Below are 26,472 nucleotides of genomic sequence, written 5' to 3' on the forward strand. Positions count from 1 at the left end.
CGGCGCGCGCGCGTTCGGCCGCGAGGGCGGGCGGGGATCATCCCTGCTGGCGCTCCAGGAGGCGGCGCAGCGTCGTGCCGAGGGACTTCATCTCGTCCTTCGCGTCGTTGCCGCCATAGACGACATTGTAGACGGCGGTCGCCATCTCGAACGAGCCATAGAGAGGCTCCACGAAGGTGTTCACCGGGGAGACCTCGCCCGCGAAGGTGCGGCTGCGGCTCGCGATGTCGGCGACGGCGGCGAAGACCTCCGGGCCGAGCTGTTCCTGGATGAACGGGTCGTCGAGCATCTTCTCGGAGGTCGCGACCGAGGGGAAGGGCGACAGGTTGTGAAGCGGGTCGCGCTGGAGCATCCGGTAGTAGCGGTCGCCGGTGAAGAGGAACTTCGCGAACTCTTTCGCGGCATCCTTGCGCGGCGAGTTGCGGAAGCACATCAGGCCCTCGAAGGAGGCCATCGACACGCGCTCCGCGTTCCAGGGGAACTGCATCGGCCAGATGTCCTTCGCGAAGGGCTGGCCCTTGCGCGTCGCCTCCACCTTCGGCCGCGCGCCGACATAGGGGACGGTCGCCGCGTTGCCGGACCACATAGCCTCGATGAGGTTGCCGCAGCCGAAATCCTGCGCCGGGACGGAGACGTCCGAGACCTTTTTCCAGAAATTCAGAGCCTCGGCGGCCTTCTCGATATTCTCGTCGTCGTCGAGCGTGATGATGACCTTGCCGCCATCGTCGCGGCCGGTGACGCGGGTGCCGTTGCCCCACACGATGTTGAGGAAGTCGGAGGTGGTGCACCAGGACTTGCCGCCGCCGACGGTGGACCCGGCGGTCGCGGCCGCGTTCAGCTTGTCGACCGCGTCGATATAGGCGTCCCACTTCTCGGGCATGCCGGAGATTCCGGCCGCGTCGAGGAGGTCGCGGCGGACCCACATGTTGCCGGCCGAGCACCAGAGCGGGGCCAGATAGTCGGAACCTTCGAGGCGGATGCGGTAGGTGTCGCTCAGCGTGTCGCCGACTTCGGACTCGAGGTAGGAGACGACGTCGTCCATCGGCTCCAGGATACCGCGCAGCGCCATCGAATAGGCGCCATTGCCCATGTAGCCCTGGGTGAGGTCGGGCGGCGTGCCGGCCTGGAGCATCATCGACAGGCGCTGGGCGAGGCCGGTGTCGATCGGCAGATATTCGACGCGCACGGCGATGCCGGTCTCGTCGAGGAACTCCTTGGTCACCGCTTCCCAGAATTCGCGGAAGGAGGGGGTGCCTTCCTCGGTGAGGAAGACGACCTCGTCACCCTGCGCCCAGGCACGGGGAGAGGCGAAACCGCTGAGCGCGGCCGCGCCGAGCGACGATCCAACAAACAGACGCCTTGTAATCATGAAGAGCTCCCGTGGTCTCAGTTGCTGGGGAATCGGGATTCGCCGCGGCCGGCGAGGGCGGAGACGGCCGCTTCGCGACCGGAATCGATGTGGATTTCCATCGCGCGGCGGGCGCGGGCCGGATCGCGCGCGGCGAGCGCGTCGACGATCGTGTCGTGCTCGCCATAGGTGAAGCCGATGGCCGCGATCCGGCGCGAGGAGTGGAGGAGGCGCTCGATCTGCTCGGCGAGCGCCCGGTTCCCGCTCGCCCGCGCGATCAGGCAGTGGAAGTCGAAGCTGTGGGTGAGGGCGTCGGCCCCGTGGAGATGGGCGTGCTCGCCGCCGCGGCAGTCGTAGCGGGCAAGGTCGCGCAGCCGCTCGAGGTCGTCGGCGTCGATCCGCGCGGCGGCCCGCTCGGCGGCGGCGCCCTCCAGGATGAGGCGCAGGTCGAACGTGTCGAGGATCTCTTCAAGGCTCGGCGTGCGGACCATGTAGCCGCGCCGGGGAAAGAGCTGCACCAGCCCCTCGTCGCACAGCATCACCAGCGCCTCGCGCACGGGCGTCTTGCTCATGTCGAGGTCGGCGGCGATCTCCTTCTCCAGCAGAAAGTCGCCCGATTTCAGCGTCCCGCCGAGGATGCGGGCGCGCAGGATTTCGAGGGCCTTGGCGCGGAGGGTCATCGGTCACGTCCGGAATATTCAAGATATATCTCGAAGATATCTTACGGACGGCCAAACGCCGGGCAAGGCCAAAATTTGGGCCGTGCGTGACCACGAACGCGCCACGCGCACGCCGGTGACGGCGCGCAAATGCTGGGGAATGTGTGGCTTGGGAGGCGAGGGCGATCGATCCGCGGCAGGCGCCTGATGAAGACGCATACAGGGCGCTCGGGGCGCCTTGGCGGCGGATCGGAACAGACGAAGGCCGCCCTCGCGTTTCGCGGGGCGGCCTTGAGTCTTGGGAACGGAGCGCGGGTCCCGCCCGCGCCGCCGGTTAGTTCAGAAGATCGCGCAGCGTGTCGATGTGGTCTTCCACGAAGGCGCCATAATAGTTCACCTTCGGGCGGCCACGGGAGCGGCGGGCGCGTTCGCGCGGGTTGCCGAGATTGTAGAGCGTCGCGGTGATGCCCGGCTTGTCGGAGATGTCGACGCCGACGGCGCGGTAGGCCTGGATCGCGTCCACGATCACCGCGGCGATGACGTTCAGCGACTCGTCCGGATCGATGATCCGCTCATAGACGCGGTCGGCGTCCTTGTAGGTGATCGGCGGCAGCTTCGTCGTGTCCGACATCTTCAGCGCCGTCACCGGGGAGAGCTGGCCGAGGCCGTAGGTCTGGCCGGTCGCGAACGGGTTGAAGCAGGATTCGGTGAGGTTGCGGCGCGGCAGGCGCACCCCGTCCACCGACTTGCCGCGCACCTTCGACCAGTTCGACTCCACGCACGTCCAATAGGCGTTGGAGTTGCCGCGGCACTGCTTGAACTCGGGCATCGCGAGGACGCGCTCAAGCGAGACCTGGCCGCACGAGAACTCCACGTTCTGCATACGCCGGGCGAACTGGAGGGCGACCTGCTGGAGATTGTCGCGAATGTCGTAGTTGAGCGCGTGCTCGCCCACGATGGCGCCGAGGATGTGGATCGGGTCGATCCCGTAGGCGGCCGCTGTGCGCTTGATCTTCGACAGGAGCTGGCCCTGGCGCAGAACGTCGAGCGTGCGGCGCATCTTGATCGGGATGGTGGTGCGCGTCGCTTTCAGCCGCTCCTGCGTCGCCTGCGGGAGGGCGTGCTTGCCGTAGGTGGTCGGCGCGGAATTGGCCTGCGCCCACGCGGAGGCGGGCGCGCACAGGAACGTCAGCGCAAGCAACACGACGGCGAATGCGCGGCTCATACTAGCGATCTCCCAGAGCTGCAGGCCGTTCGAATGCGTGACCGAACTGCGGGTTGAATACATGACCCGATTGGGCAAGAATTTCGCTCTCAACTCTACTGCACCGGATCATGGCGCAAGACGGGGCCCGGCGTCCAATTGCGGCGCGCCCCGACGCCTGACCTCCGCCGCGGGCCGGGGCGGCCGACCGGAGACGCAGCGCACGCGAGACGGCTGCGGCTGGGCGCGCTCCAGCGGCCCCGAGGGCCGCGGGGCGGCGGGAGAGGGCGGGCGGCGAATATGGCAAATTCAACGGTTCACGTGGCATTGCAGCGGCGATTTCGGGACGCGACAGGGTTAAAGCGTGTGGTGAAGGCCCACGCATACACCAACTGACGCCCGCTCTGCCACAGCCGCGAATCGCCGGGATAGAGTGCCGCGGCGCGGGTGATCACAATCGCGCGAAGTCGCCGGGCGGCGGTGTCCGGCGCGCCACATTGGCGGCTGGGGCGGGCCCCCGCGCGCCTCAATTGAAGCGGCTCACGAGTTCGCCGACGCTGCGCGAGAGCTGGTCGGGGTGGCCCGAATTGTCGACGACCACATAGGCCGAGCGGCCGTGGTCGAAGACGGCGACCGTCCGCCCCTCATATTGGAAGGCGTCCGGCAGCGTCTCAGGCTCGGCCCCGAATTTCGCGACCGAGAAGAGCATGATGCGGCCAAGATCGGGCGTGTCGAGCACGATCGCGACGCCCGGCCTGTCGGGCGTCGCGACGATCTGCACGTCGCGCACGATCCAGTCCGGCAACAGGTTCGGCAGGTCGATGCCGAGCGCAGCGGTGATCTCCTGCGGGTCGAGGACGAGGCTCTCGGGCTGGGAGGCCATCCAGTGGCGCAGGTCGAGCGCGGCCTCCGCGTCGAGCGCGGCCTCGACCAGCGAGGCGGATGGGGCCGGCGCCGCCGACAGCATCGCCCCGCTCGCCCACCCGGCGAGGAAGAGGGCGACGGCGGCGGCATAGGGCATCGCGCGGCGGGCGAGGCGGCGGCGCGTGAGACGCCCCTCCAGGCGGCGCGCCTCGGCGAGCACCGGGCCGGGGGGCGGGGTCGCGGCCTCGCCGAGCGCGAGGCGCAGCCCCTCGGTCGCCCGCACGTCGGCGAGGACGGCGGCGGCCCGCTCGGGGTCGGCCGCGAGGTAGTCGGCGAGCGCGAACGCGCGCTCGGGGTCGATCTGGCCGTTCAGATAGGCGTGGAGATCGGCCTCGATCCCCGGATCATCGCTCGGTGTCATGTCCACCCCGCACCAGGCGCAGATTGCGCGGCCGAGAAAGTTCAGCGTTCCGGTCCTCGAAATTGCGCAGCGCCGCCCGCGCACGGCCGACGCGCGACATCACCGTCCCGACCGGGATCGCGAGGATCGCGCCGGCCTCGGCGACGCTGAGCCCCTCCACCGACACGAGGTGGAGCGCCTCGCGCTGGTCGCGGGGGAGGGAGAGGAAGGCGGCGCGAAGCTGCATCAGCCGTGCGGCCGCCTCGCCTTCCGGGTTCGCGAAGACGGGCTTCAGTTCCGCCCAGGCCTTCTCGCGCGCCTGCGCGGCCCTCGCGCTGCGGGTGCGGTCGATAAAGAGATTGTGCATCACCGACATCAGCCAGACCCGCACATTGGACCCGTCGCGAAAGCTCGACCGCCGCTCGAAGGCGCGCACGAAGGTCGCCTGGACGAGATCGTCGGCGGCCTCCTCGTCGCGCGTCAGGATCCGCGCATAGCGGCGCAGCGGCTCGATCTCCGCGACGATGTCGAACCCCTTGCGCGCCATCCTGTCCCCGTGCTCCAACCGCGTTCCGACAGCCGTCGTACCCTCAGCCTGCCGTCGCGCCGACGCTGACCGTCGCCCTGTAGCCCGACCCGGTGTCGCCGACGAAGCCGGCATTCTGCTCGCGGATGCGGGCGGCGGCGTCGTCATAGAGGAAGGGGAGGAAAGCGAAGCGGCGGCCGCGCGTGACGCGGCTCACCTTGTGGAGGAGGGAGCAGGAGAACACCACGGCCCCGCCCGGCGGCGCCTTGTAACCGCGCGACCCGTACTCGGGAAAGCTCACCTCGCCGCCGTCGAAATCGTCGTTGAGGTTGACCGAGACGGCGAAGCGGCGGTGCGCGGTGCCCTTCGTCGTGTTGTCGCGATGGGCGGAGAAGTGGCCGCCATCCTCGGCCGCGTAGCAGGAGACGATGTAGCGCTCCATCCGCGTCACGCGGAACTGGTGGACCTTCAGGATCTCCGGCACGACGCGGCGGATGAAGCGGTCCTGCAGCGTCCCCTTGAGGGCTGAATCCTCGAGGTTGAAGTCCTTGCGCCGCTTGAAGCTCGCGTCGGTGACGGCGACGGTGCGCCCGTCCACCTCGCGCATGAAGCCGCTCTCCTCGCCGCCCGACGCCTCATAGAGGCCGATGAGCTGTTGGCACAGTTCCGGCTCGAACACGCGCGGGAGGTAGAGGATCGGGGCCTGCAATTCGATCCCCGCGAAACGGTCGACCGGCGGCAGACCGTCGAGCACCGCGGTCACCTGTTGGATGTCCCGCCCGTCATTCTGGAAGGGGATGTTCGCGATCACGCGCATCGTCGGGTCGAGCACCAGCCAGTAGCGCGAAAGCTGGATGCTGCCCGGCTGCGGGTTCGGGTCATTCGGCACCACGCCATAAAGGCGCGAGACACCAAGGTCGAAATCCCAGATGAAGCGGTAGCCGGGGATGCGGTTCGCGACGCGGTTCTCCTCCTCGTCGCGCGCATCGATGCTGATTCCGAAGAAACAGGCGTGGTCGTCGTTGAAGATATCCGGGCGATCGAACATCGCCTGGATCGCGGCCTGGGACTGGGGATGGCCGGCCGAGCCGAAGAAGCACATCACGATATAGCGCCCGCCCGCCGTGTCGAAGGCGTAGCGCGGGTTTCCGGCGCTGCGCTGGGTGAAGATGGGGGCGGGATCGCCGGGCGCGGGGCGGGGGCGGAAATTGTCGGTCGGGGTCGAGTTCATGGCTCGTGAGGCTCCGATCATTATAGGCGGTGTACGGACCCGCGCTCGGCCCGCATCCCCGACATTAACCGGTCCCGATCGCGCCGGCACGCCGGAACGGCGAAACCCCGCGGAATCTCTCTTTAAGGTTGGCGGAAGGGCGGAAATTTGCTCTTGTGTGAATCAAGCACGCCATCAGGCGGCATCAAAACAATATTGGAGGAACGTCCTTATGCGAATGACGCGCATTGTGGCCGTCGCCGCGCTTCTCGCGGCCACGGTGTCCACCGCGAGCGCCGAGCGGGTGTTGAAGCTGAACGGCGTGCAGCCGCCGAACCACCCGGTCTCGATGACGCACGAGTTCTTCGCCGATCGCGTGGCGCAGCTCACCAACGGGTCGCTGAAGATCGACGTGAACCACGCGCGCGCCCTCGGCGATGCGGTGGAATCGGTGGAGAGCCTGCGCGACGGCACGCTCGCCTTCGTGACGGTCTCGGCCTCGAACCTGTCCCAGATCGACAAGCGGATGGACATGTTCTCGCTCCCGTTCCTGTTCAAGAACGCGGACCATTATTGGGATTATCTCACCTCCGCGAAGGCGGATGAGTTCGTCGCGCCGCTGCGCGACCGCGGCATCCGCGTTCTCGCCTTCATCGATTCGGGCGCGCGCAACTTCTTCGCGGACAACCCGATCCGCACCCCGGACGACCTCAAGGGCAAGAAGATCCGCGTGATGGCCTCGCCCGTGCAGGTGAAGATGATCGAGGCGATGGGCGGCACCGGCGTGCCGATCGCGTGGGGCGACCTCTACAACGCGCTGCAGACCGGCGTCGTCGACGGGGCCGAGAACAACCACCCCTCCGTCTTCGCCATGAAGTTCTACGAAGTGTCGGACTACTACACGCTCGACGAGCACGCCCGCATTCCGGACATCCTCCTCGTCTCGGAAGACGTCTTCGATAGCCTCTCCGAAGAGGAGCAGGCCGCGGTCGAGAAGGCGGCGGACGAGGCGGAAGCCTACATGCGCGGCGCCTGGGCGGCGTCCTCGCAGATGTCGCTCGAGCAGCTCCGTCCGCTCTTCACCGAGATCGTTGAGCCCGACAAGCAGCCCTTCATCGATGCCGTCACGCCGCTCCTGAAGGAGCAGGGCGAGGCGCTCGGCGTCTCCGACGAGGTGCAGTACCTCCTGGAATCGGGCTCCAAATATTAATCGCTGAGAGCAGGCGCACGCCCACGATGGCTTTGTTCAATCGCTTCGTCGACGCCGTCGTCTGGCTGGTGCGCCTGGTCGCACTGCTCCAGGCCACGGCGTTGTTCGTCATCGTCGTGGTGACGGTGGTCATGCGCTACGTCTTCAACGACGTCGTGTCGTGGTCCGAGGAAGTCCCGCGCTATCTCCTGATATGGCTGGGCTTTCTCGGCGCCGCGGCCGGCGTCGACGCGAAGGACCACGTCGCCTTCACCCTCTTCCTCGACAAGCTGAAGGGGATCCCGCACCGCCTGCTGTCGACGCTGCTGGATTGCGGCATCATCGCCTTCGGCGCGATCATCCTCGTCTACGGCTACCAGCTTGCCGAGCGGTTCGGCGGGGACTTCATGACCTCGCTCCCCTACACGAACATCTGGTTCTACGTCGCCGCACCGATCTCCGGAGCGCTGATGATCCTGTTCGCCGTGCGCAACCAGCTGAACGCTTGGCTGGGTATCGAACGCCCCACCCACATCGAACCGCTCTACGAGTGATCGCATGACAGTCCTGCTTCTCGTCGTGGCATTCGTCGCGCTGATGCTGATCGGCATGCCCATCGCGTTCGCGATCGGCATCTCTTCGGCCATCGCGGCGATGTCGATGGACGTCATGACCAACATGACGATCGTCCGGCGCATGATCTTCGGGATCAACTCGTTCCCGCTGCTCGCCGTGATCTTCTTCGTCTTCACCGGCGTGATTATGGCCAATGGCGGCGTCGCCGGCCGCCTCGTGCGCCTTGCCGAAGTCATCGTCGGGCGCCTGCCGGGCGGCCTCGGCCAGATCAACGTCATGTCGTCGATGCTGTTCGGCGGCGTGTCGGGCTCGGCGGTCGCCGACGTCTCCTCGATCGGGCGCATGATGATCGAGGCGATGGAGAAGGACGGCTACACCCGCCGCTTCGCGACCTCCCTCACGCTCGCCTCGGCGACCATGGGTCCGATCATCCCGCCCTCGATCTCGATGATCCTCTACGCCTATATCGCGGGATCGGTCTCGGTCGGCGGGCTTCTCCTGGCCGGCCTCGTCCCCGGCGTGATGATCGGCGGCAGCCTCCTCATCATCGCCTACATCCACGGGCGCCTCTATCACAACACGCGCACCCCGCCGCTGACGACGCGCGAGAAGCTCCATCGCGTGGTCGATGGCGGGCTCGGGATGATGACGCTCGTCATCATCCTCGGCGGCATCACGAGCGGCGTCTTCACCGCCACGGAGGCCGGCGCGATCGCGGCCGTCTACGCGCTCTTCCTCACGATGGTGATCTACCGCGAGGTGCGGGTGAAGGATCTCCCGAACCTCATGTGGGAGAGCATCGTGACGACGGCGGTCGTGCTCTTCCTGATCGCCACCACCTCGATCTTCACGTTCATCCTCACCTACGAGAACGTGCCGCAGTGGATCTCGGAGAACGTGCTGGGGCTCACCGACAACCGGTATCTCCTGCTCCTCATCATCAACATCCTGCTGCTGGTCACGGGTCTCTTCATCGACCTCACGCCGGCGCTCATCATGCTGGTGCCGATCCTCCTGCCGCTCGCCGACGCGATGGGGCTCGACCTCATCCATCTCGGCGTCATCATGGTGGTGAACCTCACCTTCGGCCTCATCACGCCGCCGGTCGGCACCGCGCTCTTCGTCGGCTGCCGCATCGCGCGAATATCCATGGTGGAGCTGATCCCGCCGCTTCTGCCGATGCTCGGCGCGATGCTCGTCGTCCTGATGATCATCACCTACGTGCCGGCGACCTTCATGTGGGTGCCGCGCATGTTCGGCTTCGTGCCCTGATCGGCTTCGCATCCTGATCAGGAAGGGTTCCGGGCTCCGGCCCGGACCCCGCCGCTCGACGCGCGATCCATTCCCTCCGATGATCGCGCGCGCCGTCGCGGCGGTCGCGCGGGAGGGATGATTTGGACGTCACGCAGCTGAAGACGCTGATCCATGTCGCCGAACTCGGCAGCCTCAGCCGGGCCGCGGACCGTCTGAACATCGCCCAGCCGGCGCTCAGCCGTCAGATCCGCCTGCTCGAGCAGGAGCTGGGCACGACCCTCTTCGAGCGGCACGGGCGCGGCATGATCATCACCGAGACGGGAAGCGAGATCCTCGGCCACGCGGTCAAGGTGATGGCCGAGCTCGAGGCGATCCGGAACGCCGCCGCCGCCGGCCGCACCTCCCTTCACGGCACCGTTCGGATCGGCACGACCCCCACCGTCGCCCAGTTCGTGACGCTGCCGCTCGTGGAGCGCATCCGCGCCGCCCATCCGCTGCTCGCCGTCCGCTTCGCCTCCGCCTTCAGCGGCTTCCTTCTCGACTGGCTCCAGCGCGGCGAGCTCGATGTCGTCGTCTCCTACGACCCGGAGCCGCTGCCATCGCTGCGCATCGTGCCGGTGATGATGGAGAAGCTCCTCTTCGTCGGCCCGGCGGACGCCGATTTCAGCCTCGACGACACGATGGCCTTCTCCCGCCTTGCCGATTGCGAACTGATCCTGCCGAGCCCGCGCCATGGCCTGCGCCGCCTGATGGACGCGTGCGCGACGCGGGCGGGGATCCGCCTCAACACCCGCGTCGAGGTGGAATCCTTCAGCGGGATGATCGACCTCGTGCGCGCTGGGCTCGGGATGACCGTCCTGCCGCTCGCCCCGATCCACGGCCTTATCGAGAGCGGGGCGATCCGCGCCGCCCAGCTCGTGGACCCGACGCCGGAGCGCCGCCTGGTCCTCGCCTACCGCTCCGACGCGCCGGTCGACCCCGCCGCCCGCTTCGTCGGCGAGGAGTTCCGCCGGATCGCCCGCGAGCTTGCCGCGCAGGGGTCCTGGATGGGCCAGATCCTCGATGAGACGATGGCGACGGGGCCGGGTGGCTAGACAGGCGAGCTAGACAATTCCGTTATATCTTATCGACGCCGTTGATAGTCGTGCGCAACGTCCGAACCGCATAGGACGAAGGGCGACGCGATCGACGCGGCCAACATCTCGGGGGGACGATGCAGGACGGTGAAACGGGGACGGATTGGCGCGAAGACGTCTACACCGTCCTGAAATCGCACGGCGTGAAGCACGTCGCCTACGTGCCCGACGCCGGCCACTCGACGGCGATCCGCCTTGCCGAGGCCGACAACGAGATGCACTCCGTGGTCCTCACCACCGAGGAGGAGGGGATCGGCTATCTCGCCGGCGCCTGGCTCGGCGGCGAGCGCGGCGCGCTCCTCATGCAGTCGAGCGGGGCCGGCAACTGCATGAACACGCTGGGCCTCGTCTCCAATGCGCGCTTCCCGTTCCTGACGCTCGTCACGATGCGGGGCGACTGGGCGGAGTTCAACGGCTGGCAGAACGCGATGGGGCAGGCGACGGAGAAGGCGCTCAACATGATGGGCGTCCTCACCTGGCGCGCCGACGAGGCGAAGGATGTCGTCCCGCTCGTCCACGGCGCGGCCTCGATGGCCTTCAACGGCGATGCGGCCTGCGCCGTCCTCCTCGGTCAGCGCCTCATCGGCGAGAAGAAGTGGGTGAAGTGATGGACGCCTTCCTCGACCGCCGCGCCGCCGTCGCCCGCCTCCTCGAAGGGCGGGACGGGCTCCTCGTCGTCACCGGCCTCGGCTCGCCCTCCTATGACGTGATGGCCGCCGGTGACCACGAGAACAACTACTATCTGTGGGCCGCGATGGGGAGCGCGGCGACCGTCGGACTCGGCCTCGCGAAGGCGCAGCCGGAACGCTCGGTCCTCGTCGTCACAGGCGACGGCGAATTGATGATGGGGATGGGCGCGCTCGCGACGATCGCGGTCGCGAAGCCCGCGAACCTCACGATCGCCGTCATCGACAACGGCCAGTTCGGCGAAACCGGGCACCAGATCAGCCACTCGGGACGCGGGGTGGAGATCGCGAAGATCGCCGAGAGCGTGGGCTTTGCCTGGACGGGGATCGTGCGCGACGACGCGGGCGTCGATGACCTGCGCCGGCGTCTCGCCGACCGGGACGGGCCCCGCCTTGCGACCATCAAGGTGTCGAGTGAGGAGGCCCCGCGCGTCCTCCCCCTGCGCGACGGCGTCTACATCAAGAACCGCTTCCGCGCCGCGCTCGGCTTCCAGCCGCTCTAGGCTCCTGAGCCTCAGGCGGGCGCTCGCCTTCGCCCGGCCGCGCCGCGACCGAGCCCCATCGCCCCCCGCCAGAAGGGGGCGAAAGCGGGCACGGGAGACCTCGGGGTGAAGCAGACTTGGCGGTGGTTCGGGCCGAAGGACATCGTCGGCATCGACGACATGCTGCAGGCGGGGGTGGAGAGCGTCGTCTCCGCCCTTCACCGTGTGCCGACGGGGACGGTGTGGACGGCGGACGAGATCGCGGCCCGCCAGCGCGCGATCACGACGCGGGCCGACGGCTCGCCCTCCGGCCTCGGCTGGGACGTCGTCGAGAGCTCTCCCGTCTCGGAGGACATCAAGCGGCAGACCAGGGACTGGCGCGGCCACTTCAAGGCCTATCGCGTGAGCCTCGAGAACCTCGCCGCGGCCGGGATCCGGACCATCTGATACAACTTCATGCCGGTCCTCGACTAGACGCGGACGGGCCTTGCCTATCGCGTGCGCCATGGCGGCACGGCGATGCGGTTCGACCTCGTCGATTTCGCCGCGTTCGACGCCGCGCACCAACCGCACCAGGATTCCGCCGGGGACCGGCCGCCCGACGGAGATGTCGCGAAGTTCCAGCCGGTTCGGCTCGATGACGCGGGAAACATCGGATCCGCGCTGAGACGAGAAGGCGGGGCGATTCTATCGCGGGGGGCGTGCGTGCAATAGTTGTACCCTGGATGGTCCGCCATTGACGGCATCTGGCGACGAGTGCGTGAAATGTCCTCGTTGGCGTGTCAGCTTCAAATAAAATGAAAATCCAATACGTTGGCGCATTGAAACTTCGAGTGTCTGGATGAAATTTTTGATGAATATCGTGCTCCATATCGGAGCTGCAATTTTATTGTCATCTTGCGTGGAGGAAAAGCTGGAGCTTGCGATAAACGATGTTTCGCCAGGTGTTTCCTATCCAAGTGATCCGCCAGGTTATGATCTCTTATTTAGTTCAATTGGCAAAGAAAAACTGTCGTCAGTTAAATATCATAGAATAAAACTGTTGGTTGATCCTACAGTTGATTCAAAGAAAATTTCAGTTGGTGTATTCACCGTCTCTCCTTGCATCCAACCGGCGGGGTATAAATATGCGTTTGTTGGAGTGACAGATTTTGAATATGACGATAAATCACGCATTTCAAAAATAGTATTATACGTATCCAGTGACATAAATTCGTTGCCTTATCGGTCTCCAGACGGCGTCGGTAAAATTGGATGGCCACTCGAAATCGCGTCATCGCGGCAATGTATCGAAGTTGACTTGAAGACAAGTGGACTATCCACGCTCTACCGAGGGTCTGCGAAAATCGACAATCTGTTCTAACAATTTTCGATCGCCCTTTGTGACGTCAAAGGTCGAACGGTCTCTCCATGCCATTGCGACACACTCGGACGCGGCGTTCACCGGCGGCCTGCCTTCACCACTCCGCGACGGAGCCGTCCGGATGGCGCCAGACGGGGGAGCGCCACTGGTGGCCGATCTTCGCGCGCTCGATCACCACCTCCTCGTCCACCTCGATGCCGAGGCCGGGGCCGGAGGGGATCGTGAGGTGGCCGTCGACATAGCCGAACACGTCGCGGTCCTTCACATAGTCGAGGAGGTCGCTGCCCTTGTTGTAGTGGATGCCGAGGCTCTGCTCCTGGATGAAGGCGTTGTGGGAGAGGGCGTCGACCTGGAGGCACGCCGCGAGCGCGATGGGGCCGAGCGGGCAGTGGGGGGCGAGCGCCACGTCGTGCGCCTCGGCCATCGCGGCGATCTTGCGGCACTCGGTGATGCCGCCGGCGTGGGAGAGGTCGGGCTGGATGATGTCGGCCGCGCCATTCTCCAGGATCTTGCGGAAATCCCAGCGCGAATAGAGCCGCTCGCCGGTCGCGATCGGAATGTGCGTCGACCGGGTGATTTCGGCCAGATGCTCCGGATATTCGGACAGGACCGGCTCCTCGATGAAGAGCGGGCGCACCGGCTCCAGCGCGTGGACGAGCACCTTCGCCATCGGCTTGTGGACGCGCCCGTGGAAGTCGATCGCGATGTCGAGCTCGTTGCCGTAGGCCTCGCGCAGCGCGGTGATGCGCGTCACGATCGTATCGATCGCCTTGATGCTGTCGACGATCTGGAGCTGGCTCGCCCCGTTGATCTTCACCGCGCGAAAGCCCCGGCTCATCGCCGCGCCCGCCGCCTCGATCAGTTCGTCCGCCCCGTCCCCGCCGATCCAGCTATAGGTGCGGATCGTGTCGCGGCAGCGCCCGCCGAGGAGCTCGTGCACCGGCGCGCCGTGATGCTTGCCCTTGATGTCCCACAGCGCCTGGTCGATCCCGGCGATCGCGCTCATGAGGACCGGGCCGCCGCGATAGAAGCCGCCCCGGTACATCACCTGCCAATGGTCCTCGATGCGCAGCGGGTCGGTGCCGACGAGCCCTTCCGCGAGCTCGGCGACGGCCGTCTCGACGGTGTCCGCGCGCCCCTCGACCACCGGCTCGCCCCAGCCCGAGGGCCCGGTGTCCGTGTCGATCTTCACGAACAGCCAGCGGGGCGGGACCTTGTAGGTCGTGATGCGGGTGATCTTCATGGGCCTCGTCCAGGAAGGCGGAGGCGCTGGCGCCGGTCCGCCGGGAAAATCGCCGCTGGCTCTACCGCGCTTCGCCGCCGATGAAAATCGCCTCAGTCGGGCCGCCGCGTCGCAGCCCCGTGCCCGCCGTGCGCGTGCTCTTTCTGTATCACCGCCGCGAAAGTTTCGGGTCGCCCGGCAAGCCTGTTCGGTCGCGCGTCGCGCCCCGTCGGGGCGAAACACGGCGGGAATTGTAAGTTTGCACGACCGTCCGCACAGGTCGCGCCGGTGCGCGACCGGTCAAAATCCGTCCGTTGGGCGGGTGCGGCGGATTGATCATGACGCCCCGCGCGACGTAGATTTGAAACAACCAAAAAACGTTCGGCGAACAAACGCCCGAGCCGCGCAGACAGCAGCAAGGATAGCCGGATGGAATTGGATCCCGTCCTCATCGCCCGCCTCCAGTTCGCCTTCACGGTGACGTTCCACATCATCTTCCCGTCCTTCACGATCGGCCTCGCGGCCTGGATCACGACGCTCGAAGGGATGTGGCTGAAGACGAAGAACGACCGCTATCACGAACTCGCCCGCTTCTGGACGAAGGTGTTCGCGGTCTCCTTCGGCATGGGCGTCGTCTCGGGGATCGTGCTCTCCTACCAGTTCGGCACCAACTGGAGCCGCTATTCGGAGGTCGTCGGCAACGTCATCGGCCCGCTCATCGGCTACGAGGTGCTGACCGCCTTCTTCCTGGAGGCGACCTTCCTCGGCCTCATGCTGTTCGGGTGGAACCGCGTGCCGCCCTGGCTCCATTTCTGCGCCTGCCTCGCGGTCGCGATCGGCACGACGATGTCGGCCTTCTGGATCCTGTCGGCCAACAGCTGGATGCAGTTCCCAGCCGGCCACGAGGTGCGCGACGGGATCGCCTATCCGGTCGACTGGCTGAAGATCATCTTCAACCCGACCTTCCCGACCCGCCTCGGCCACATGGTGGCGGCCGCCTACATCACCACCGCCTTCGTCGTCTTCGCGACCGGGGCGCGCTGGCTGATCGCGGGCATCGCGCCGGAGAGCGCCAAGACGATGGTGCGCATGGGGCTTGGCCTCCTCATCGTGCTCGTCCCGATCCAGGGCTTTCTCGGCGACGCGAGCGGCGAGAACACGCTGAAATACCAGCCGGTGAAGGTCGCCGCGATGGAGGCCCATTGGGGCGGGGAGGGGGAGACGACGGGGCCGATCCCCTGGGTCGTCTTCGCCTGGCCGAACGAGGCGGAGGAGCGCAACGACTACCAGATCGCGATCCCCTATCTCGGCAGCCTCATCCTGACCCGCACCCTCGACGGGACCATCAAGGGGCTGAAGGAATTCCCCGAGGATCTGCGGCCGCCCGTGGTGATCCCGTTCTTCACCTTCCGCATCATGATCGGCCTCTGGGGCCTCATGATGCTGACGATCCTCGCCGGCGGCATCCTGTGGGCGCGCGGCCGGCTTTTCGGCAGCACGCTCTACCTCAAATATGCGCGCTTCTTGTGGCCGATCGGGTTCCTCGCGATCCTTGCGGGCTGGTACACGACCGAGACCGGCCGCCAGCCCTGGGTCGCGACCGGGATCCTGCGCACCGCCGACGCGGTCTCGCCCGTCGCGGGTGGGGCGATGGCGACCTCGCTGGTTCTCTTCATCCTCGTCTACGGGATCGTCTTCTCGGCGGGCACCTACTACATCAACCGCCTCCTGCGGTACGGTCCCGATGTCGCCCGCGGCCGGGGCGACGAGGACGTCTCGGGCCTGCGCCCGCTCTCTGGCGCGAAGGACGCGGGCCGCAAGGTCCTCGAAGCGGGGGAATAGGCGATGGACACGCTCTGGTTCACCACCTACCTGCCGCTGATCTGGGCCGCCCTCATCGGCGTCGCGGTCGTGCTCTACGTCCTCCTCGACGGGTTCGATCTCGGGATGGGGATCCTCTTCCCCTTCACGAAGGACGAGCGCGAGCGCGACCAGATGATGAACTCGGTCGCCCCCTTCTGGGACGGCAACGAGACCTGGCTGATTCTGGGCGGCGGCGGCCTCTGGGTCGCCTTCCCGAAGGCCTACGCCATCATCATGCCGGCGGTGTACCTGCCGATCATCTTCATGCTCCTGGCGCTCGTCTTCCGCGGGGTCGCCTTCGAGTTCCGCTTCGTCTCCAAGCCGAACCACCGGAAGTGGGACATCGCCTTTGCGCTCGGCTCCACCGTCGCCGCCTTCTGCCAGGGGATGGTGCTGGGGGCGGTCGTCTACGGCGTGCCGGTGACGGACGCGCAATTCTCCGGCGGCCCGTTCGACTGGCTCCACCCGTTCTCGATCCTGTGCGGCGTCGGCCTCGTCGCGGGCTATGCGCTGCTCGGCTCCGGCTGGCTGATGATGCGGGTGGAGGGGGAGTTGCGCGAGAAGGCGCGGCGCTGGGCACGCCCGCTCCTCTTCGCGCTCGTCGCCTTCATCGCGGTTGTCTCGATCTGGACCCCGCTCGCGATCCCCCCGATCGCCGACCGCTGGTTCTCCTGGCCCGAGATCGCCTATCTCGTCCCGGTCCCGCTTTTGACGGCCTGGTTCACCTGGCTCGCCCTGCGCGGCGTGGAGGCAGGGAAGGGGGCGAAGACCTTCCTCTCCTCGGTCGCCCTGTTCGTCTTGTGCTTCGCAGGCCTCGCGATCTCGGTCTTCCCCTATCTGGTGCCGCGCAGCATCACCCTGTGGGAGGCCGCCGCCGCCCCCGAAAGCCAGCTCTTCCTGCTCCTCGGCGCGGTGCCGATGGTGCCGATCATCCTGATCTACACCGGCTTCATCTACTGGACCTTCCGCGGCACGCTGAAGCCCGGCGAAGGCTACCACTGACGGGCCTGCCTTTTGGCCTTTGGCGGGCAGCGGCGCCGGCGTCGCGCCCCCACGCGAGGGGGTGCATTCGGCGCCCGAATTCGCTATGGAGCGGGTGCGTCCTCGTAGCTCAGCAGGATAGAGCACAGGATTCCTAATCCTGGGGTCGCAGGTTCGAATCCTGCCGGGGACACCATCCAAAACGTCCAACGCGCTGCGTCGACCAAGCGACCTGCGGTTTCCGCCGCATGGCCGTCGGCGCGCACAAATCTTACCGTTTCGTCACTTGATCTTTGTGCGGAACATCCGCATATCGCGCACGAATTCTTGGTGTAATTTGAGAAAATTGGAAGTTCTGCGACGTGTATATTAAGTTTGACTTTATTCCGTTGGATGAAAAGCCTGAGCATCCGAACGAGCGTCTCTATCTCGCGGATTTGGATCTCGGTTATAAATATTATCGTGTTTCCGAGGTTTTCGAGCACACGCCGACTGACATTGTTGTCGGCGAGTGGGTCGAGATGGTCGTTTCGGAAATCTATATCCACACACGTCGTAACGGCATTCCGTCGGACTTCACGACGGACACGCTCTTCCGGACGTCATCCAGTCCGACATCGTACGTGAACGAGTGGGTGGTCAGATCGACCTCCGAAATGGATTCTCTGCCGCTGGATCTCATCGTCCTGCCCGAATTGCGGCCTGATGTGGCTGAGGCGCTCGACACCATCACCGCCATGGTCATGGAATTTGCCGCCGAGAACGGGATCTCGGACCAACGCGCCGAGCGCGCGATGGATTATCGCTCCGGCGCCTACCTCGCGATCGTCGACTACATCGAAGAGCAGATGAAGGCGGCTCAGCGATTTTCTGCCGGTCGAATGACAATCGAGCAGATGCGAAATCGCGTCTACGACCTCCAGAACCAGCTTGACGACGATCTTCGTGTCTTGTCCCTCTATGACAAAGTCGTCCCTCCTCCGATACGAGAGTTCCTGACGCAGATCCGGATTTCGTATTCGTCTGACGGGCGAGGGATCAATGACATCTCCCTCGCGGATTCCGTGACGGGCACCTCGGGCGATGACTTCATCATCGGAGGACGTGGGGACACCGTCTATTATGACGGCAAGGGCGATGACATCATCTTCGCTGGAGATGGTCACAGCGTCATCCACCAAGGCCCCGGCGACAACTTCTTTGTCGGCGGCACCGGTTTCACGCAGCTGGACTTTTCAAATCGGCCCGGCCGCGTGCGCGTCGACAGCGACGCGGGGACCGTCAACGACGAGAACGTCTTCTACAGGATGGCGGTCATCGGCGGCCCGAAGAACGACCGGATCATCGGCATCGAGACAGGCAGCTGGCTAGAGGGCGGCGACGGCAACGACCTGCTGGTCGGGCAGGACAGCCGGGACCACCTCATCGGGAACGCGGGCAACGACCGGATCAACGCCGGTGGCGGCGACGATGTGATCGAAGGCGGCGACGGAAATGACAAGCTTCGCGGCGGCTCAGGTTTCGACCTCATCACCGGTGGCGATGGCAATGACGTCATCATCGGTGGCGATAAGAACGACACCATCTACGGCGGCGCCGGCAACGACTTCATCAAGGGCGACCAAGGGGAGGACCGCATCTATGGCGGCCCCGGCAACGATCGGTTGACCGGCGGCGCGAACCGCGACCAGTTCTACTTCGAGGCGGATGGGGGCGTGGACCGGATCACCGATTTCGAACCAAACTTCGACTCGATTCGCCTCCCGCGCCATCAGTTCGACCAGGATGACATCTCGTTCAAGACGCTGAAAAACGGAGACATCGTCATCAAAGCGCCGGGCCTGACGATCGTCCTCGACGATTCTGCCGACCTCCACCCCTCGATGGGGTGGTTCCACTTCTACATCGACCCGACCGCTGCCTGATCTTGCCACGACGCGGGTGCCTCCGCGCTTAGGCGGGCGTTCGCGTCTGTGCACGGCCATCGACGATCGCGGCGACGACGCTGGGATTGATGGAGGAGTGCCCATCGCGCCACAGCCAATCGGATCAGGATCCCGCGCCCGTGTCGGGATCCGGCGGCGATTCGACCCCACGCGCACGCATCCTTGGACGGCTGCGCAGGGTGGCGCAGAGCCGCCTGAGTGGGGACGGCGCAGTTCCTCCGCGAGGCCAAACCCCAAGCGTCGCCTCCCCGGGGCGCGCCTCAAAGGGAGTGGCGTCAAGCCACCGCCACCGCCCGGCATGACAATCGTCAAGCCGGGCCGTGCGGCCGGGTCCAGGCTCCGGCCCTTCGCCACGGCTGCGCCAGGCGGCGCGCCGGCGTCATCGGTCAGCACGGGTCATGGACGCCCGCCCACTCTACCGCTTCATCCTGCGCACGAGCCGACGGGGCCAGGTCCGCGTCGCGTTCCTCACGAGCCTCGTGACGCCGCTTGCCTTCGTGCCGCTCGAGATCCAGCGACGGTTCGTCGAGACGGCGGTCGGGAGCCGGCAGGTGCGGATCCTCGCGATCCTCGGCGCGGTCTATCTCGCGGTGCTCCTCGTCCAGGGTACGCTGAAATATTTCCTCAACGTCACCAAGGGTGAGATCCTCGAGGAGGTGACGCGGGATCTGCGCCGCCGCGTCGTCGCGTGGGAGGAGGGGCTCGGCTCGGCGACCCCGCGCCCGCCGATCGACGAGGGGACGCGCGCCTCGATGATCATCTCGGAGGCGGAGGATGTCGGCGGGTTCGCGAGCGACAGCATCGCGCTGCCCCTCCTTCAGGCGGGCACGATCCTGTGGGTGCTCGCCTATCTCTTCTGGATCGAGTGGCCGATCGCCGTCCTCGCGATGGCGATCTACGCGCCGCAGGCCCTCATCGTCCCGCGGGTGCAGGCGACCATCAACCGGATGATCCGCATGAAGACGCTGCGCGTGCGGCGCCTCGGCGACGATGTCGGCCAGATGAGCCGCCTCCAGGCCGAGCAGCGGCTGCGCCTGCAGATCCACGCCGCGATCGCCATCGACAACGTCTTCCTGCTGCGCATGATGATCTATCGGCGGAAATACTTCCTCACGGCGCTCGGCAACTTCCTCGACGCGCTCGGGCCGCTGATGGTGCTGATGGTCGGCGGGACCATGGTGATCAGGGGCGAGACCGATGTCGCGACGCTCGTCGTCTTCATCTCGGGCTTTCAGAAAATCGCCGATCCGTGGGACGTTCTGGTGAATTTCTTCCGCACCGTGTCGAACGCGGTCGTGACCTTCGACCTCCTGATGGACACGCTGGAGGGCCGCACCGTGCGCCGCGCCCATCCCGTCGCGAGGCGGCGGATGGGGATGTCCGCGCGACGCCACGGGTGACGGCCAGAGGCCGCCCGTCCAAGTAAAAATGCCATCGAATATTTGCGCGACTCCGCCCGCCGCGAAGCATACAAGTTGAGCACGTGCCCCGCTGCGCTTCAGCGGTTTTGGAGGGTTCGATGCAGAACGACATGACACGACGCGTTGTTGCAGAGTTCTTCGGGACGTTCTGGCTTGTCTTCGGCGGATGCGGCGCGGCGATCTTCGCCGCGGGCTTCCCTGAGCTGGGGATCGGCTTTCTCGGCGTTGCCCTCGCCTTCGGCCTCACGGTCCTGAGCATGGCCTATGCCGTCGGCCACGTCTCGGGCGGCCACTTCAATCCGGCGGTGACGCTTGGCCTGTGGGCGGCGAACCGCTGCGCCAACAAGCACGTCCTGCCTTATATCGGCGCGCAGGTGATCGGCGCGATCTTCGCCGCCGCGGTGCTGTGGTTGATCGCCTCGGGCAAGCCGGAATGGGTGCCGGGCGGGTTCGCGGCGAACGGGTTCGGCGATCTCAGCCCCGGCAAATATTCGCTCGTCGCCTGCTTCACCGCGGAGGTGGTGGCGACCTTCTTCTTCCTCCTCATCATCGTCGGCACGACGTCGAAGGGCGCGGCGGTCGGCTTCGCGGGTATCCCGATCGGCCTGTCGCTGACGCTGATCCACCTCGTGACGATCCCGATCACCAACACCTCGGTGAACCCGGCGCGCAGCACCAGCCAGGCGCTCTTCGCGGGCGGCGACTATGTGGGCCAGCTCTGGCTTTTCTGGCTGGCGCCGATCCTCGGGGCGATGCTCGCGGGCCTCGCGACGCGGCTCATCTACGAGCCCGACATTCTGAGCAGCGCCCCCGTCGTGGAGCAGCGCAGCGTCTCGGCCTGAGGGCGGGGCGCGGACCATGAGCGGCCCCTCTCGTCATGGCGGAGGGGCCGGCCGCCATCAGTGGAGGGCGCGCACGTTCGCTCACGCGGCGGGCCGGCCGATGACTTTCGTCAAATCCTCGCCGGGCCGGGAGGTCCACCATCCGTCCAATGGGTGAGGAGGAGCCGTGCCATGACCCGAACCGACATTCGCCTGCGCCACAACGATCTCGTCCTCGTTGCCGATGGCAGCAAGGCCCTTCTCATGACCAACGAGGGCGACGCCTTCGCCCCCCGCCTGATGCTCGAGCACGTCGTCGAGATCGACAATCCGCCGACGCGCGATCAGGGGACGGAGCGCCCCGGCCATTTCGACAAGGGCGGGCGCACGCGGCGCGGCGCCTTCGAGGCGACCGACTTCCATGACGCCGCCGAGAATGATTTCGCCGCGCGCATCGCGGCGATGATGGAGGATCGCTCGTCCGAGTGGAGCAAGCGCTCGGTGGTGATCGTCGCGGCGCCGCGGATGCTCGGCCAGCTCCGCAAGCACCTGTCGAGCGCGGTGCGCGGTCACGTCTCGGCCGAGCTCGATGTCGACCTTGCCAACAAGCCGGTGAGCGAGATCGAGGCGCTTTTGTCCGTGCGTTAGGGCGCGCGCCGTGCCGATCGGCGCTTGTGAGTGAGTGGGGCGGGCCGTGCCGATACTCCAACGCGAGAACCGGTTCTTCTTCTGGTATTTCCTTCTGGTGTTCCTCGGCGCCACCTTCCTGCGCGACGCGTGGGTCGAGTACAGCGCGGTCGAGACGATCCCCTACAGCCAGTTCGAGACGCTCCTTTCCGGCGGCGAGATCAAGGACATCGTCGTCAGCGAGGACACGATCCGGGGCACCTACACGACGCCGCGCGAGGGCAAGACGAGCTTCAGGACCGCGCGGGTCGATCCCGCGCTCGCCGCCGAACTCGGCAAGAGCGGGGTCACCTTCTCGGGCGAGGTGGCGAACTCTCTCCTGACGGCGATCCTCTCCTGGGTCGTGCCGACGCTCCTCTTCTTCGGCCTCTGGTGGTTCCTCATCCGCCGCATGGCCGGGATGGGCGGCGTCGGCGGCCTCATGTCCGTCGGCAAGAGCCGGGCGCGGGTCTACATGGAGACCGACACGAAGGTCGGCTTCGACGACGTCGCCGGGGTCGACGAGGCGAAGGAGGAGCTGAAGGAGATCATCGAGTTCCTGAAGGCGCCGAAGGAATATGGCCGCCTCGGCGCGCGCATCCCGAAGGGGATCCTCCTCGTCGGGCCGCCCGGCACCGGCAAGACGCTCCTCGCGCGCGCCGTCGCGGGCGAGGCGGGGGTGCCCTTCTTCTCCATCTCGGGCTCGGAATTCGTGGAGATGTTCGTGGGCGTCGGCGCGGCGCGTGTGCGCGACCTCTTCGAGCAGGCGCGGCAGAAGGCGCCAGCGATCATCTTCATCGACGAGCTCGACGCGCTCGGAAGGGCGCGCGGCGCGTCCCAGCTCACCGGCGGGCACGATGAGCGCGAGCAGACGCTGAACCAGCTCCTGTCCGAACTCGACGGGTTCGACCCGAGCGTCGGCGTCGTCCTCCTCGCGGCGACGAACCGGCCCGAGATCCTCGACCCCGCGCTCCTGCGCGCCGGGCGGTTCGACCGGCAGATCCTCGTCGACCGGCCCGACCGCGCCGGACGCATCCAGATCCTCAACGTGCATCTGAAGAAGGTGACGCTCGCGCCCGACGTGAACGTGGAGGAGATCGCCGGCCTCACCACCGGCTTCAGCGGCGCGGACCTTGCGAATCTCGTCAACGAGGCGGCGCTGCTTGCCACGCGGCGGCGCGCGCCCTCCGTGGGCCTCGACGATTTCACCCGCGCGGTGGAGCGCATCGTCGCCGGGCTCGAGAAGCGCAACCGCCTCCTCAACCCGCACGAGCGCGAGGTCGTCGCCTATCACGAGATGGGCCACGCGCTGGTGGCGATGGCGCTGCCGGGGACCGACGAGGTCCACAAGGTCTCGATCATCCCGCGCGGCATCGGCGCGCTCGGCTACACGATCCAGCGGCCGACCGAGGACCGCTTCCTGATGACGCGCGAGGAGCTCGAGAACAAGATCGCCGTCCTGATGGGCGGGCGCGCGGCGGAGGAGATCGTCTTCGGCCAGCTCTCCACAGGCGCCGCCGACGACCTCGTGAAGGCGACCGACATCGCCCGCTCCATGGCCGCGCGCTACGGCATGGTCGAGGGGCTCGGCAATGTGAGCTACGACGTGGAGCGGCCGACCTTCATCGGCGGCGATCTCACGCCGCGTCTCGACCGCGGTTACAGCGAGCGCACCTCCGAGCAGCTCGACGAGGCGGTGCGCGCGATCACCGGCAGCGTCTACGAGCGGGCGAAGGACATCCTGCGCCGCAATGACGGCCTCCTCCACCGTGCGGCGGCCGAGCTTCTGGCCCACGAGACGCTGGAGGCGGGCGTTCTCGCCCAATACAAGGCCGACCTCGTCCGCGCTCCGCTGCCCGCGCTGAGGGAGCCGGCGCGGCCGTTGCCCGACACGGCGCGCTGAGCGCTCAGGCGGGCTCTCCGAAGGCCACGACGAACCAGTCCGCCGCCGCCTCCGCGACCGTCTCCAGCGCACCCTTCTCCTCGAAGAGGTGGGTCGCGCCGGGGACGAGGAAGAGGCGCGAATCCTCGTTGAGGCTCCGCAGCGCCTTCCGGTTCAGCGCCACGACGTCGACATCGTTGGTGCCGACGATGAGGAGCGTGGGCGCGCGCACATGTTCGAGCGCATCGCCCGCAAGGTCCGGCCGCCCGCCACGCGAGACCACCGCCGCGACGGCATTCCCCTGGCGCGCGGCGGCGACGAGGGCGGCGGCCGCCCCGGTGCTCGCCCCGAAATAGCCGAGGGCGAGCGGCCCGTCGTCCGCGGCATTCGCGATCACCCAGTCGCCGATCGCGCCGAGGCGTTCGGCGAGCATCGGGATGTCGAAGCGCAGGTGCGCGGTGTTGCGGTCGATCGCCTCCTCGCGTGCGGAGAGGAGGTCGATGAGGAGCGTGCCCATGCCCCGCTCGCGCAGCAGCCGCGCGACGGCGCGGTTGCGCGGGCTGTGCCGGCTGGAGCCGCTGCCGTGCGCGAAGACGACGACGCCCCGCGCCCCGGCGGGCACGTCGAGCGTGCCGTGGAGCGTCTCCGCGCCGACCCGCAGCGACACCTCGCGCTGCCGGGTCGCGGTCTCAAATTCGCCCATGACGGTCTCCTTCTCGGCTCACACTCCGGTCGGATAGGTCTCCAGCACGCCCATCTGCGGCTGCTGCGGGATCGGCGGCAGCGCCTCCAGCGCCCGGGTCACGTCCACGTGGATCACGGCGTCGAACTGGTCGGGAAGCTGGGCGAAGACGTAGTGGCTCTGCCGCTCGGTCTCCGGGAGGTAGAGGACGCCGATCGCGCGCTGGAGGCGGGAAAGCTCCAGGTGGCGGTGCATCACCGGATTGTCGCGCAGGACGAGGAGGAATTGCGGGATCCCCACCGCGTGGAAGAGCCCCTCATAGCTCCCGCTCATCCCCGGACGGACGGTCTTCACCTCGCCCGGCCCGTCCCACGCGCTCGCCGCGCGCACGGTGCCGTGGTGCGTCGTGAAGCCGATGAGGCAGGCGTTCCGCCCATGCGCCTCGCGCACCAGCGAGCCGATATTCCATTCCCCGCGCTGGCCCATCTCCGTCGCCCGCGCGTCGCCAACGTGCGAGTTGTGCGCCCACACGACGATCTTCGGCGTCGTGCCGCGCTGGATGTGGAGATGGTCGGCGAGGCCGAAGAGCGTGTCGGCCATGTGCCGGTCGCGCAGGTTCCAGGACGAGACGCGCCCCTCGAACATCGTGCGATAATAGTGCTCGGCGTTGCGCACCACCGCCGCGTTCTGCTCGGCGCAGTAGAAGTCCTCGCCGGCGGCGAACCCGTCGCGCGTCAGATAGTCGAAGCGCTTACGGCGCAGGACCGCCAGCTGGTCGAGGACCTCGCGCTCGCATCCGGGGGTGAGGCCGAGCATCGTCGCGTAGCCATATTGCTGCGGGTTGCGCGCGAAATGATGGTCGAAGCAGCCATAGTGCGCGCGGGCGAGGGTCGCCGCCGCCGGGTCCACCTTGTCGAGATAGGCGACGACCGCCTCGATCGAGGCTTCGAGGCTGTAGAGGTCGAGCCCGTAGAAGCCGATCCGCTCGGCGGGCGTGTCGATCGCCTCGTTGTGGGTGCGCAGCCACTCCACGAAATCGCGCACCACCGTGTTGCGCCACATCCAGCGCGGGAAGCGCTCGAACGCGGCGAGCGCGCTGTCGGCGCTGGTGATGGACGGCTCGCCCCGCACATAGCGGTTCACGCGGTAGGAGTCGGGCCAGTCCGCCTCGGCGGCGACGGCGGCGAAGCCGTGCTCCACGATGAGGCGCTTCGTGAGCTCGGCGCGGATCGCGTAGAATTCGTGCGTGCCGTGGGTCGCCTCGCCGATGAGGACGTAGCTGGCGTCCGCCGCCATCGCGACGAGGCGGTCCATCGCGGCGCCGGAGCGGTCGAGCGGGATCGCCTGGCCGCTGATCTCGGCGATGAGGTGTTCGGGCGCGTGCATGGGTCCCTCCGTGCTCGGGCGTCAGGCCGAGAGCGCGCGCGCGTCGGCCAGCAGGCGCTGGACCTCCGCGTCGCTCGTCTGGCTGAAATCGCGATAATAGAGGCCGACGCCGCCGAACGGCTCGGGCGTGGCGAGGGTGACGACGTCGTCGGCGATCTTGCCGAGCGCCGTCACCGCCTCGCGCGAGGCGACGGGCGCCGCGACGACGATGTGCGCCGCGCCGAGGGCCTCGGCCGCGCCGACGGCCGCGCGCATGTCGGCGCCGGTCGCGATCCCGTCATCGACGATGATGACGCTGCGATGCTTGAGGTCGGGCGCAGGCGCGCCGCCGCGATAGTGCTCGTTGCGCCGCTGCAGCTCCTCGCGCTCGCGCATGATCACCGCGTCGACCATCGGCTTCGGGATGTCGAGCGAGTCGATGACGCGCTGGTTCAGCACCTCCACGTCGCTGTTCGCGATCGCGCCCATGGCGAACTCCTCGTGCCCCGGCACCCCGAGCTTGCGCACCAGGAGGATGTCGAGCGGAAGCTCCAGCGCCTTCGCCACCTCGTAGGCGACGGGGACGCCGCCGCGCGGCAACGCGAGGACCAGCGCATTGGTCCCCTCGTGGACTTCGAGGCGCGCGGCGAGCCAGCGTCCCGCGTCGTGTCGATCCTTGAAATACATGCCTCTCCTCCCTTCCGGCCCGAGGTCTTTGTTCAGGAC

General features: G+C 67.0%; 25 protein-coding genes and 1 tRNA gene. 16 read left to right on the forward strand and 10 right to left on the reverse strand.

Features of this window, described 5'->3' with window-relative positions; translation table 11 throughout:
- Window positions 1-37: 37 nt before the first annotated feature.
- The 6 genes from DBV35_RS10730 to DBV35_RS10755 form a co-directional block, all read right to left on the reverse strand.
- A complete protein-coding gene (locus DBV35_RS10730; RefSeq protein WP_108660125.1) occupies window positions 38-1,369 on the reverse strand; it encodes an ABC transporter substrate-binding protein in 1,332 nt (443 codons plus the stop codon).
- A 17-nt stretch (window positions 1,370-1,386) separates the two neighbouring features.
- Window positions 1,387-2,028 carry a GntR family transcriptional regulator gene (locus DBV35_RS10735; RefSeq protein ID WP_108660126.1) on the reverse strand — a complete coding sequence of 214 codons (642 nt, stop codon included), beginning with the start codon at window positions 2,026-2,028 and terminating at the stop codon, window positions 1,387-1,389.
- 313 nt (window positions 2,029-2,341) lie between these two features.
- Window positions 2,342-3,232 (reverse strand): DUF1402 family protein, encoded by an 891-nt coding sequence (locus tag DBV35_RS10740; RefSeq protein ID WP_108660127.1) that lies wholly within the window; start codon window positions 3,230-3,232, stop codon window positions 2,342-2,344.
- A 505-nt stretch (window positions 3,233-3,737) separates the two neighbouring features.
- Window positions 3,738-4,496, reverse strand: a complete 759-nt coding sequence (locus DBV35_RS10745) for an anti-sigma factor family protein (protein ID WP_157961671.1) — start codon at window positions 4,494-4,496, stop codon at window positions 3,738-3,740.
- Window positions 4,480-5,022 (reverse strand): sigma-70 family RNA polymerase sigma factor, encoded by a 543-nt coding sequence (locus DBV35_RS10750; protein ID WP_108660129.1) that lies wholly within the window; start codon window positions 5,020-5,022, stop codon window positions 4,480-4,482. Before DBV35_RS10750 ends, DBV35_RS10745 begins: the two co-directional genes overlap by 17 nt.
- Window positions 5,023-5,065: 43 nt before the next feature.
- On the reverse strand, window positions 5,066-6,232 hold the full coding sequence (locus tag DBV35_RS10755; RefSeq protein ID WP_108660130.1) for a 2OG-Fe(II) oxygenase: 1,167 nt from the start codon (window positions 6,230-6,232) through the stop codon (window positions 5,066-5,068).
- Between the two features lie 217 nt (window positions 6,233-6,449).
- Here DBV35_RS10755 and DBV35_RS10760 point away from each other — a divergent pair, with 217 nt between their 5' ends.
- From DBV35_RS10760 to DBV35_RS30175, 8 genes are all read left to right on the forward strand, one after another.
- Window positions 6,450-7,421, forward strand: a complete 972-nt coding sequence (locus DBV35_RS10760; protein WP_157961672.1) for a TRAP transporter substrate-binding protein — start codon at window positions 6,450-6,452, stop codon at window positions 7,419-7,421.
- Window positions 7,422-7,447: 26 nt separating this feature from the next.
- Window positions 7,448-7,954, forward strand: a complete 507-nt coding sequence (locus DBV35_RS10765; protein ID WP_108660131.1) for a TRAP transporter small permease — start codon at window positions 7,448-7,450, stop codon at window positions 7,952-7,954.
- A gap of 4 nt (window positions 7,955-7,958) precedes the next feature.
- Window positions 7,959-9,248: a TRAP transporter large permease gene (locus DBV35_RS10770; protein ID WP_108660132.1), complete on the forward strand. Its 1,290-nt coding sequence runs from the start codon at window positions 7,959-7,961 to the stop codon at window positions 9,246-9,248.
- Window positions 9,249-9,370: 122 nt separating this feature from the next.
- Window positions 9,371-10,324: a LysR family transcriptional regulator gene (locus tag DBV35_RS10775; RefSeq protein WP_108660133.1), complete on the forward strand. Its 954-nt coding sequence runs from the start codon at window positions 9,371-9,373 to the stop codon at window positions 10,322-10,324.
- A 119-nt stretch (window positions 10,325-10,443) separates the two neighbouring features.
- Window positions 10,444-10,974, forward strand: coding sequence for a thiamine pyrophosphate-binding protein (locus DBV35_RS10780; RefSeq protein WP_108660134.1), 531 nt, complete (start codon window positions 10,444-10,446; stop codon window positions 10,972-10,974).
- Window positions 10,962-11,555: a thiamine pyrophosphate-dependent enzyme gene (locus DBV35_RS10785; protein ID WP_205648559.1), complete on the forward strand. Its 594-nt coding sequence runs from the start codon at window positions 10,962-10,964 to the stop codon at window positions 11,553-11,555. The genes DBV35_RS10780 and DBV35_RS10785 overlap by 13 nt, the downstream gene beginning before the upstream one ends.
- A 105-nt stretch (window positions 11,556-11,660) precedes the next feature.
- Window positions 11,661-11,981 (forward strand): mannonate dehydratase, encoded by a 321-nt coding sequence (locus DBV35_RS10790; protein WP_425428455.1) that lies wholly within the window; start codon window positions 11,661-11,663, stop codon window positions 11,979-11,981.
- Window positions 11,982-12,387: 406 nt separating this feature from the next.
- Complete coding sequence (locus DBV35_RS30175) at window positions 12,388-12,897, forward strand: hypothetical protein (RefSeq protein WP_157961673.1); 510 nt, start codon at window positions 12,388-12,390, stop codon at window positions 12,895-12,897.
- 94 nt (window positions 12,898-12,991) lie between these two features.
- Here the strand turns inward: DBV35_RS30175 and dgoD are convergent, their stop codons facing one another.
- The gene (dgoD, locus tag DBV35_RS10795) at window positions 12,992-14,362 is read right to left on the reverse strand and encodes a galactonate dehydratase (RefSeq protein WP_281262223.1); all 1,371 of its coding nucleotides are present in this window, start codon (window positions 14,360-14,362) and stop codon (window positions 12,992-12,994) included.
- A 186-nt stretch (window positions 14,363-14,548) separates the two neighbouring features.
- Between dgoD and DBV35_RS10800 the strand changes: the two genes are divergently transcribed.
- The 8 genes from DBV35_RS10800 (at window position 14,549) to ftsH (ending at window position 23,720) form a co-directional block, all read left to right on the forward strand.
- Window positions 14,549-15,961 carry a cytochrome ubiquinol oxidase subunit I gene (locus DBV35_RS10800; RefSeq protein WP_108660137.1) on the forward strand — a complete coding sequence of 471 codons (1,413 nt, stop codon included), beginning with the start codon at window positions 14,549-14,551 and terminating at the stop codon, window positions 15,959-15,961.
- A gap of 3 nt (window positions 15,962-15,964) precedes the next feature.
- Window positions 15,965-16,984: a cytochrome d ubiquinol oxidase subunit II gene (cydB, locus tag DBV35_RS10805; protein ID WP_108660138.1), complete on the forward strand. Its 1,020-nt coding sequence runs from the start codon at window positions 15,965-15,967 to the stop codon at window positions 16,982-16,984.
- A gap of 98 nt (window positions 16,985-17,082) precedes the next feature.
- A tRNA-Arg gene (locus DBV35_RS10810) sits at window positions 17,083-17,159 on the forward strand.
- Between the two features lie 166 nt (window positions 17,160-17,325).
- Window positions 17,326-18,888 carry a calcium-binding protein gene (locus DBV35_RS10815; RefSeq protein WP_157961674.1) on the forward strand — a complete coding sequence of 521 codons (1,563 nt, stop codon included), beginning with the start codon at window positions 17,326-17,328 and terminating at the stop codon, window positions 18,886-18,888.
- A 419-nt stretch (window positions 18,889-19,307) separates the two neighbouring features.
- Window positions 19,308-20,309, forward strand: coding sequence for a 6TM ABC transporter family protein (locus DBV35_RS10820; protein WP_108660140.1), 1,002 nt, complete (start codon window positions 19,308-19,310; stop codon window positions 20,307-20,309).
- Between the two features lie 119 nt (window positions 20,310-20,428).
- Complete coding sequence (gene aqpZ, locus DBV35_RS10825) at window positions 20,429-21,172, forward strand: aquaporin Z (protein ID WP_108660141.1); 744 nt, start codon at window positions 20,429-20,431, stop codon at window positions 21,170-21,172.
- A gap of 171 nt (window positions 21,173-21,343) precedes the next feature.
- Window positions 21,344-21,799 (forward strand): host attachment protein, encoded by a 456-nt coding sequence (locus DBV35_RS10830; RefSeq protein WP_108660142.1) that lies wholly within the window; start codon window positions 21,344-21,346, stop codon window positions 21,797-21,799.
- A 46-nt stretch (window positions 21,800-21,845) separates the two neighbouring features.
- Window positions 21,846-23,720, forward strand: a complete 1,875-nt coding sequence (gene ftsH / locus DBV35_RS10835; RefSeq protein ID WP_281262224.1) for an ATP-dependent zinc metalloprotease FtsH — start codon at window positions 21,846-21,848, stop codon at window positions 23,718-23,720.
- Between the two features lie 4 nt (window positions 23,721-23,724).
- On the opposite strand, the gene DBV35_RS10840 is transcribed toward ftsH, so the two are convergent.
- The 3 genes from DBV35_RS10840 to DBV35_RS10850 are packed head-to-tail and all read right to left on the reverse strand — an operon-like array spanning window position 23,725 to window position 26,433.
- Window positions 23,725-24,402, reverse strand: coding sequence for a dienelactone hydrolase family protein (locus DBV35_RS10840; RefSeq protein ID WP_108660143.1), 678 nt, complete (start codon window positions 24,400-24,402; stop codon window positions 23,725-23,727).
- A gap of 18 nt (window positions 24,403-24,420) precedes the next feature.
- Window positions 24,421-25,767: an erythromycin esterase family protein gene (locus tag DBV35_RS10845; RefSeq protein WP_108660144.1), complete on the reverse strand. Its 1,347-nt coding sequence runs from the start codon at window positions 25,765-25,767 to the stop codon at window positions 24,421-24,423.
- A gap of 21 nt (window positions 25,768-25,788) precedes the next feature.
- The gene (locus tag DBV35_RS10850; RefSeq protein WP_108660145.1) at window positions 25,789-26,433 is read right to left on the reverse strand and encodes a phosphoribosyltransferase; all 645 of its coding nucleotides are present in this window, start codon (window positions 26,431-26,433) and stop codon (window positions 25,789-25,791) included.
- Window positions 26,434-26,472 lie beyond the last annotated feature (39 nt).

This window comes from Acuticoccus kandeliae (genome assembly GCF_003073115.1).

Coding starts and splice junctions, on each gene's coding strand:
- DBV35_RS10750 (WP_108660129.1), bottom strand. CDS start 5,022: ATGGCGCGCAAGGGGTTCGACATCGTCGCGGAGATCGAGCCGCTGCGC.
- DBV35_RS10800 (WP_108660137.1), top strand. CDS start 14,549: ATGGAATTGGATCCCGTCCTCATCGCCCGCCTCCAGTTCGCCTTCACG.
- DBV35_RS10735 (WP_108660126.1), bottom strand. CDS start 2,028: ATGACCCTCCGCGCCAAGGCCCTCGAAATCCTGCGCGCCCGCATCCTC.
- DBV35_RS10740 (WP_108660127.1), bottom strand. CDS start 3,232: ATGAGCCGCGCATTCGCCGTCGTGTTGCTTGCGCTGACGTTCCTGTGC.
- DBV35_RS10845 (WP_108660144.1), bottom strand. CDS start 25,767: ATGCACGCGCCCGAACACCTCATCGCCGAGATCAGCGGCCAGGCGATC.
- DBV35_RS10780 (WP_108660134.1), top strand. CDS start 10,444: ATGCAGGACGGTGAAACGGGGACGGATTGGCGCGAAGACGTCTACACC.
- DBV35_RS10745 (WP_157961671.1), bottom strand. CDS start 4,496: ATGACACCGAGCGATGATCCGGGGATCGAGGCCGATCTCCACGCCTAT.
- DBV35_RS10820 (WP_108660140.1), top strand. CDS start 19,308: ATGGACGCCCGCCCACTCTACCGCTTCATCCTGCGCACGAGCCGACGG.
- DBV35_RS10850 (WP_108660145.1), bottom strand. CDS start 26,433: ATGTATTTCAAGGATCGACACGACGCGGGACGCTGGCTCGCCGCGCGC.
- DBV35_RS10830 (WP_108660142.1), top strand. CDS start 21,344: ATGACCCGAACCGACATTCGCCTGCGCCACAACGATCTCGTCCTCGTT.
- cydB (WP_108660138.1), top strand. CDS start 15,965: ATGGACACGCTCTGGTTCACCACCTACCTGCCGCTGATCTGGGCCGCC.
- DBV35_RS10840 (WP_108660143.1), bottom strand. CDS start 24,402: ATGGGCGAATTTGAGACCGCGACCCGGCAGCGCGAGGTGTCGCTGCGG.
- DBV35_RS10770 (WP_108660132.1), top strand. CDS start 7,959: ATGACAGTCCTGCTTCTCGTCGTGGCATTCGTCGCGCTGATGCTGATC.
- DBV35_RS10730 (WP_108660125.1), bottom strand. CDS start 1,369: ATGATTACAAGGCGTCTGTTTGTTGGATCGTCGCTCGGCGCGGCCGCG.
- DBV35_RS30175 (WP_157961673.1), top strand. CDS start 12,388: ATGAATATCGTGCTCCATATCGGAGCTGCAATTTTATTGTCATCTTGC.
- DBV35_RS10760 (WP_157961672.1), top strand. CDS start 6,450: ATGACGCGCATTGTGGCCGTCGCCGCGCTTCTCGCGGCCACGGTGTCC.
- DBV35_RS10765 (WP_108660131.1), top strand. CDS start 7,448: ATGGCTTTGTTCAATCGCTTCGTCGACGCCGTCGTCTGGCTGGTGCGC.
- aqpZ (WP_108660141.1), top strand. CDS start 20,429: ATGCAGAACGACATGACACGACGCGTTGTTGCAGAGTTCTTCGGGACG.
- DBV35_RS10755 (WP_108660130.1), bottom strand. CDS start 6,232: ATGAACTCGACCCCGACCGACAATTTCCGCCCCCGCCCCGCGCCCGGC.